This window comes from Streptomyces sp. NPDC003036, from assembly GCF_040611175.1.
Classification (GTDB): domain Bacteria; phylum Actinomycetota; class Actinomycetes; order Streptomycetales; family Streptomycetaceae; genus Streptomyces.
In genome coordinates this window covers 23,413-30,963 of record NZ_JBEXNO010000061.1, presented here as the reverse complement: position 1 = coordinate 30,963, position 7,551 = coordinate 23,413, and the positions used below count along the sequence as shown (strand labels likewise).

Sequence of the window (7,551 nt, the reverse complement as noted above, 5' to 3'; positions counted from 1 at the left end):
GCAGCCGGTCCTCCGTCAGCCGCACCATGTTCTCGGCGCCAAACACCCCTTCCAGACCGGAGCGCCGGTCACCGCCCTTCCCGCCTCGCGCGACGAGGTCGTTTTCCTCCGGTTCGCGAACGCCATTACCATCCAACGGCCGTTGAACATGAGAAACGGGCCGCGTACATCGATCTTCCGGCACCTGCATCCGGAAACCCGTCCGCCCGTTTCCGATTGGGAGAGGTGCTTGTGAACATCAGCGAATCCAACGCGCGTGACCGCCTTTGCGAGGCTCTGCGGGAGCGCGAGGAGGAGATCGCGGACCGGTGGGTCCGGCTGCAGCTGGAGCAGGCCTCGGTGCTCGGCTCCGACATGAGCGAGCAGGAGGTACGGGAAGAGGCGGACCTGCTCATCTCCGCCCTGGCCGCCGGCCTGGCGGGCGATACGCCCGTGGAGCGGCTGGTCACCTCGCGCAACGAGCTGCGTCAGACGGTGATAGAGCTGTCCCTGCGCCGCGCGCGGGCGGGCGTCTCGCCGACGGCCACCTCGCTGGCCGTGCTGTCGCTCAAGGAGGCGCTGCTCTCCGCGGTCCAGCACACCACGCGCGACTCGGCCGACCTGTTCTCCGCCGCGATCCTCATCAACCGGCTGCTGGACGCGGCCGGTGTGCTCTCCTTCGAGACGTACGTGGAGGGGCGCGAGGAGATCATCCAGCGGCAGAGCCGGCAGCTCCTCGAAGTCTCGACGCCCGTCGTACGGCTGTGGCGGCACGTGCTGGCCGTACCGTTGATCGGCACGCTGGACACCGCGCGGACGCAGGTGGTGATGGAGAGCCTGCTGCAGGCCATCCAGGACAACGAGGCGCAGGTCGCCATCATCGACATCACCGGCGTACCGGCCGTGGACACCGCCGTCGCCCAGCACCTGATGCACACCGTCAACGCCGTACGGCTGATGGGCGCCGACTGCGTGATCAGCGGGATCCGGCCGCCGATCGCGCAGACGATCGCACAGCTGGGGATCGACCTGTCGACCATCCTGACGCGGGCGACCCTGGCGGACGCGCTGGCGGCGGCCATCCGGCTCACCGACCAGCCCGACGTCGACTCCGCTTCGGCCTCGTCCCGGCCGGTGAACGCGTGACCACGCGCCGCGCCACGGGCGTTCCCATCCTCCGGCTCGGCGACGTGCTGATCACCGGGCTGCTCAACGAGCTGGACGATCAGTCGGCGCTGGCCTTCACCGACGAGCTCACCGAGCGGATCGCCGCCGACGGCGCCCGCGGTGTGCTGATCGACATCTCCCGCCTGGAGATCATCGACTCGTTCGTGGCACGCACGCTGATGGAGCTGGCCACCATGGCCCGTCTGCTGGGAGCACAGGTCATCGTCGCGGGGATGCGGCCGGCGGTCGCCATCACCCTGGTCGAGCTCGGGCTCCAGCTGACCGGTGTCGAGACCGCGCTCAACGCGGAGCAGGGCCTCACGGCCCTCGGCTGGCATCGCATGCCCCATCCCCCATCCCCCGGCGGAGGTCCTGAGTGACGTTCCACGGTGAACGGCTGGCGCCGGGTGTCGAGCTGGTACCCCAGCGGGGCCCGGTGACCGAGTCCGCCGGCAGAGGCCGGCCCACGCCCCGTCCCGGTGACCCCCGGGGCGGTGACACCCGGGGCGGTGGCGCGAGCAGCGGTGAGGCCGGCCCCGCCGACCCCGGAGCGGCCTACCCCGGAGCCGCCGCCCCAGACCTCCCGGACGGTGCGGCCCGCTACACCGTCGCCTCGGAGGAGGACCTCCTGACCGCCCGTCACGCCGTACGCGCCGCGACGGTCGCGGCCGGCTTCGGGCTCGTCGACCAGACCAGGATCGTCACGGCCGCCAGCGAACTCGCCCGCAACGCCTGCGTACACGGCGGTGGCGGCACCCTGGAGATCCGGCTGGTCTCCACGTCCGGCCGGCGCGGCCTGCGGCTCACCGTCCGCGACGAGGGCCCGGGCATCCCGGACGTCGAGAAGGCCCTCACCGACGGCTTCACCACGGGCACGGGCCTCGGTCACGGCCTGGGCGGTGCGCGGCGGCTGATGCACGAGTTCCAGGTGGACAGCGCCCCGGGCCGGGGCACCACCGTCGTCGTCACCCGCTGGAACGACCGCTGATGTCCGTCACCACCCACATCCCGGTCGACCACTACAGCGCCGTCCAGCTCGCGGCCTCGACCGCGCGCCGGACGGCGCTCGACCAGGGGCTCACCGGCGCCCTGCCGGACCGGGCGGCCGTCCTGGCGAGCGAGCTCGCCAGCAATGTGTCCCGGCACGGCCGGCAGGGGTCGCTGTACCTCCAGCCGCTGCCGCTGCGCCGGGGCGTGGAGATCCTCGCCGTGGACCGGGGCCCGGGCATGGCCGACCCCGAACGCTGCATGACCGACGGCTACAGCACCGGCGGCTCACTGGGCTCGGGCCTCGGAGCCGTCCGCAGGATCGCCGACGAGTTCACCCTCCGTACGAAAGAGGGCACCGGGACACTGGTGTGCGCCCGGCTCGGGGAACCTGGCGCCGGCGACGGCTCGCCGGCGGACGGGACTCCGGCCGTGGGGGCGGTACGCGTCCCCGCCGACGGCGAGAGCGCCTGCGGGGACTCCTGGGGCGTGGCCATGACCGACGGCGCCGAGACGGCCCTGGTCGTCGACGGCCTGGGCCACGGCGCCTCCGCCTCCGAGGCGGCGGAGCTCGCCGTGCGTACCTTCCACCGCGACCCCGGGCAGCCGCTGCCGCAGCTGCTGAGGGCGATGCACCGGGCGCTGCGGCACAGCCGGGGCGCCGCGGTGGCCGTGCTGCGCCGGACGGCGGACGAGCTGGAGCTGTCCTCGGTGGGGAATGTGCGCGGGCTGCTGCTGACGCCGGGCGGCGTACGGCAGCGCTTCGGCGGCCAGCCGGGCGTCGTCGGCTGGAACATGCCGGAGCCCCGGGTGCAGCGGATCCCCGCCGAGCCGGGCACCGTCTCGCTGCTGCACAGCGACGGCATCGACGCCCGCTGGGCGGACTCCCCCTCGCCGTTCCTCACCTCGCTGCCCGCCCCGCTGCTCGCCGCGGCGCTCGTCCACGCACACCGGCGCAGCCGCGACGACGCGACCGTCCTGACCCTCGGCCCGGTCCGGAGGGACCCATGAGCGAAAGCCCCGTGAAGGCGCAGACCACCACCCACCACTCGCTCGCCGGGCTGCGCACCACCCTGCGCCGCCTCGCCCACCGGGCCGGTCTGTCCGTCGAGACGCGCTACCGCCTCGCGCTGTCGGCGACCCGGGTGGCGGCCCCCGAGCTGCAGGCCGGGCGGCCCGTGTTCCTGGAGACGGTGCCCCCGGGCCCGGCCGAGACCGACGGCGCCGGAAACGGCGACGGCGGCGGCGGCCGGGGCGACGGCGACCGCGACGGCCGGCTGACCGTACGGCTCCACATGCCGTACGCGCCGCACCGGCCGGCCCTGGACGGGCTGCCGCTGCCGGCCGAGCGGCTGCCGGGGCCGGCGGTCGTGTGGCGGGTGCCCGCCGCTTCCTCCGTCTCCTGCGGTTCCTCCACCTCCTCGGCGTCGGAGCCGGGCGACGGTCCGCCGGGGCTCGTGGAGCTCCTGGAGGAGGAGCTGAGCGCGGCGGTCGACCGCATGGACGCGCTGGCCGCGGACCACCAGCGGCTCAAGCACGAGCTGGCCGAGACGAACAGCGGCGTGCTGGCCCTCTACGTACAGCTGGAGGAGCGCGACGAGCAGCTGCGGCAGGCGCACGGGCGGATACTACGCCAGCTGGAGGACGCGCTGCGCCCGCCGCCGGTGCGGGTGCCCGGCCTGGAGCTGGCCGTCCACTACGAACCGGCGGAGAAGCACGCCCCGACGGGCGGCGACCTGTACGACTGGTTCGTCCTGCCGGACGGCACGGTGCACATCACGGTGGTCGACGCGCTGGGGCACGGGCTGACCAGTACGCGCAGCGCGCTCAACGTCACGCACGCGGTACGGACGCTGGCGCTGGAGGGGCACCCCCTGGATTCCATCGTGGCCCGCACGGACGAGGTCCTGGCCACGTTCGACCACGAGCTGATGGCCACGGTGCAGCTCGTCCGGCTCGATCCGCGGAGCGGCGAGCTGGTGCTGGCCAACGGCAGCCACCCGCCCGCGCTGCTCGTCCGGGGCGACGGTGACACCCGGCTGCTGGAGGTACGCGGCCGGGGCATCGGCTTCCCGCTGCCGGGCAGCGAGCGGCTGCTGCGGGACCGGCTGGACCCCGGCGACCTGCTGGTGCTCTACACCGACGGGCTCACCGAGAGCCGCCGCGACCCGCGCGAGGGCGAGAAGCGGCTGGCGAAGGCGGCGCGACGCCACCGGCACCGGCCGATAGAGGAGATTCCGGCCGCCATCGCCGAGGAGATGCACACGGTCATCCTGCATCCGGACGACACGGTGGCCCTCACCGTGCGGCGTGCCGACGCCAACCAGGGTGGTTAACCCCGGGGGGCCGGGTAGGCGAATAGCTGACGCGAGGAGGAGCCGCCCATGTATGTCATGGAGTCGCCGCCCGGCGACAGCATCTCGGTCCGCTCCGTGACCGCCGGTTTCCTGGCCGAGCACTGTCCCTGGGTCGACCGGGACGCCGTGCAGCTCGTCGTGACGGAGCTCACGGCGAACGCCGTGCGCCACACTCAGGGGTGGTGGCGACTGCGCCTGCGCGCCGAGGCCGACGAGCTGTGCGTGGAGCTGGACGACGGGAGCACCCGCGCCCCGGAGGTGCGCGCGCCGGACTTCACCGGCGGTGGCGGCTTCGGATGGCCGATGGTGCTGAGCCTGGCGGGCCGGGTGGAGGTCCGGCGCCGCGCGTACGGCAAGACGGTCCGGGCGGTGTGGGCGCGGTCGTGACCGGAACGCGGGAAGGCCCCGGGCCGTCACAGCCGGGGCCTTCCCGCGACTCCACTCACTCCACCGCCAGCAGGCCCTCCCGCAGCCGCGCGGTGATCCGTGCCAGCAGCCGGGACACATGCATCTGCGACACACCCAGTTCCGCTCCGATCTGGGACTGCGTCATCTCCTCCACGTACCGCATCCGCAGGATCTGGCGGTCGCGCTCGTCGAACTCCTCGATGAGGGGCTTGAGCGCCTGCACGTTCTCGACGATCTCCAGCTCCTTGTCGGGTTCGCCCAGCCGGTCGCCGAGGGTCTCCGACGCGGCGGCGTCCCCCGCGTCGTCCAGGGGCAGGTCGAGGGAGCCGGCCGAGTAGCCGTTGGCGGCGACGAGGCCCTCGATGACCTCGTCCTCCTCGATGCCCAGGTGGGCGGCGAGTTCGGCGGGCGTCGGCGACCGGTCCAGTTGCTGGAACAGCACGTCGGTGGCGCGGGCCAGGTCGATGCGGAGCTCCTGGAGCCGGCGCGGCACGTGCACGGACCAGCTGGTGTCCCGGAAGAACCGCTTGATCTCACCGACCACGCACGGCATCGCGAAGGTCGTGAACTCGACCTCACGGCTCAGCTCGAAGCGGTCGATGGCCTTGATCAGACCGATGGTGCCGACCTGGATGATGTCCTCCATCTGGTCGGAGCGGCTGCGGAAGCGCGTGGCCGCGTACTTGACCAGGGACAGGTTGAGCTCGATGAGCGTGTTGCGAACGTACTGGTACTCCTCCGTGCCTTCCTCCAGCACGGCCAGCCGTTCGAAGAAGCGCTTCGAAAGTTCCTTCGCGTCCCTCGGAGCCACCTCGCCGGGGTTCGGCACGTCCGGCAGCTGGGTCGTCGGAGCGTCGGTCCCCGTCGAGATCGTGGTCGCCATGGACACTGCACCCTCCCTATCGTTCTCCTACGGTCGCAGGGCGCGGGTACCCGCCTCACCCGAGTGCACGCATCCGAATCAGGTCAAGCCCTGGGAAAAAACGACGGGGCCGTTTACGCCAACGGCGCAAACGGCCCCGTCCTCTTGACGCGTGGGGACGCGGGGGCCGCCGGCCGTCATGCCGACGACCGGGCGGCTTACGGAGCGTCAGCTCCAGCTGGAGTGCAGCGGCTTGCCCTCGGCGTAACCCGCGGCGCTCTGGATGCCGACGATCGCCTTCTCGGCGAACTCCTCCAGCGAGCCGGCACCGGCGTAGGTGCAGGAGGAGCGGACGCCCGCGATGATCGAGTCGATCAGGTCCTCGACGCCCGGGCGGGACGGGTCGAGGAACATTCGCGAGTGCGAGATGCCCTCCTCGAAGATCGCCTTGCGGGCCCGGTCGTACGCGGACTCCTCGCTCGTGCGGTTGCGGACGGCGCGCTTGGACGCCATGCCGAAGGACTCCTTGTACAGGCGCCCGTTGGCGTCCTGCTGGAGGTCGCCCGGGGACTCGTACGTCCCGGCGAACCAGGAGCCGATCATCACGTTGGACGCACCGGCGGCGAGCGCCATGGCGACGTCGCGCGGGTGGCGGACACCGCCGTCGGCCCACACGTGCTTGCCGTACTTCTTCGCCTCGGCGGCGCACTCCAGGACGGCGGAGAACTGCGGCCGGCCCACACCGGTCATCATGCGGGTGGTGCACATGGCGCCGGGGCCCACACCGACCTTGATGATGTCCGCGCCGGCCTCGATCAGGTCGCGCACGCCCTCGGCGGCGACGATGTTGCCCGCGACGATCGGCACCTGCGGATCGAGACCGCGGACGGCCTTGACCGCGGCGATCATCGACTCCTGGTGCCCGTGCGCGGTGTCCACGACGAGCGTGTCGACGCCCGCGTCGAGGAGCTGCTTGGCCTTGCCCTCGACGTCGCCGTTGATACCGACGGCGGCGGCGATGCGCAGCTTGCCGTTGGCGTCGACGGCGGGGCTGTAGAGGGTCGCGCGCAGGGCGCCCTTGCGGGTCAGGATGCCGGCGAGGCGGCCGTCCTTGTCCACGGCGGGGGCGTAGCGGCGGTTGTGGTGGTCCAGCGTGTTGAACGCCTCGCGGGGGTCGATGTCCGCGTCGAGGAGCAGCAGGTCCTTGGACATGACCTCGGAGAGCTGCGTGAAGCGGTCCACGCCGGTCAGGTCCTGGTCGGTGACGACACCGATGGGACGCTGGTCGGCGTCGACGACCACACCGGCGTTGTGCGCGCGCTTCGGCAGCAGCGACAGCGCGTCGGCGACGGTCTGGTGCGGGTCGAGGACGATCGGGGTGTCGAGCACGTGGTGGCGGCTCTTGACCCAGGAGATGACGTCGGTGACGACCTCGATCGGGATGTCCTGCGGGATGACGACGAGACCACCGCGGCGGGCGACGGTCTCGGCCATCCGGCGGCCGGCGATCGCGGTCATGTTGGCGACGACCAGCGGGATGGTGGTCCCGGTCCCGTCGGGGGAGGAGAGGTCGACACCCTGGCGGGAGCCCACGGCCGAGCGGCTAGGCACCATGAATACGTCGTCGTACGTCAGGTCGTACGGCGGCTTCAGGTCATTGAGGAAACGCACGTGCTGAACATCCCAGTCGTTCGGAGTTGGCCCCCGGGCATTTCAGCCGGGGGGAAAACGCACGTACTTCATTGTCCCATGGCGCCGCCGGTATCGACCCCAGGCGAAAGCTCCAGGCCA

General features: G+C 72.2%; 9 protein-coding genes. 6 read left to right on the top strand and 3 right to left on the bottom strand.

Going from position 1 to position 7,551, the window contains the following annotated elements; all coding sequences use genetic code 11:
• Nucleotides 1–190 (bottom strand): hypothetical protein (locus tag ABZX67_RS31195; protein WP_355367408.1); only part of this gene is annotated, 190 nt, incomplete at its 3' end.
• 41 nt (nt 191–231) lie between these two features.
• On the opposite strand from ABZX67_RS31195, the gene ABZX67_RS31190 reads away from it, so the two are divergent.
• The 6 genes from ABZX67_RS31190 to ABZX67_RS31165 are packed head-to-tail and all read left to right on the top strand — an operon-like array spanning nt 232 to nt 4,877.
• Nucleotides 232–1,125: an STAS domain-containing protein gene (locus ABZX67_RS31190; protein WP_355367405.1), complete on the top strand. Its 894-nt coding sequence runs from the start codon at nt 232–234 to the stop codon at nt 1,123–1,125.
• A complete protein-coding gene (locus ABZX67_RS31185) occupies nt 1,122–1,526 on the top strand; it encodes an STAS domain-containing protein (RefSeq protein ID WP_355367402.1) in 405 nt (134 codons plus the stop codon). Before ABZX67_RS31190 ends, ABZX67_RS31185 begins: the two co-directional genes overlap by 4 nt.
• Nucleotides 1,523–2,134 (top strand): ATP-binding protein, encoded by a 612-nt coding sequence (locus ABZX67_RS31180; protein WP_355367399.1) that lies wholly within the window; start codon nt 1,523–1,525, stop codon nt 2,132–2,134. The genes ABZX67_RS31185 and ABZX67_RS31180 overlap by 4 nt, the downstream gene beginning before the upstream one ends.
• Complete coding sequence (locus ABZX67_RS31175) at nt 2,134–3,144, top strand: SpoIIE family protein phosphatase (protein ID WP_355367396.1); 1,011 nt, start codon at nt 2,134–2,136, stop codon at nt 3,142–3,144. The genes ABZX67_RS31180 and ABZX67_RS31175 overlap by 1 nt, the downstream gene beginning before the upstream one ends.
• On the top strand, nt 3,141–4,469 hold the full coding sequence (locus ABZX67_RS31170) for a PP2C family protein-serine/threonine phosphatase (protein ID WP_355367393.1): 1,329 nt from the start codon (nt 3,141–3,143) through the stop codon (nt 4,467–4,469). Before ABZX67_RS31175 ends, ABZX67_RS31170 begins: the two co-directional genes overlap by 4 nt.
• Nucleotides 4,470–4,517: 48 nt before the next feature.
• Nucleotides 4,518–4,877: an ATP-binding protein gene (locus tag ABZX67_RS31165; RefSeq protein WP_355367390.1), complete on the top strand. Its 360-nt coding sequence runs from the start codon at nt 4,518–4,520 to the stop codon at nt 4,875–4,877.
• A 55-nt stretch (nt 4,878–4,932) separates the two neighbouring features.
• Here the strand turns inward: ABZX67_RS31165 and ABZX67_RS31160 are convergent, their stop codons facing one another.
• Nucleotides 4,933–5,781, bottom strand: coding sequence for an RNA polymerase sigma factor SigF (locus ABZX67_RS31160; protein WP_355367387.1), 849 nt, complete (start codon nt 5,779–5,781; stop codon nt 4,933–4,935).
• 207 nt (nt 5,782–5,988) lie between these two features.
• On the bottom strand, nt 5,989–7,431 hold the full coding sequence (locus ABZX67_RS31155) for a GuaB1 family IMP dehydrogenase-related protein (protein ID WP_355367384.1): 1,443 nt from the start codon (nt 7,429–7,431) through the stop codon (nt 5,989–5,991).
• Between the last annotated feature and the right edge of the window lie 120 nt (nt 7,432–7,551).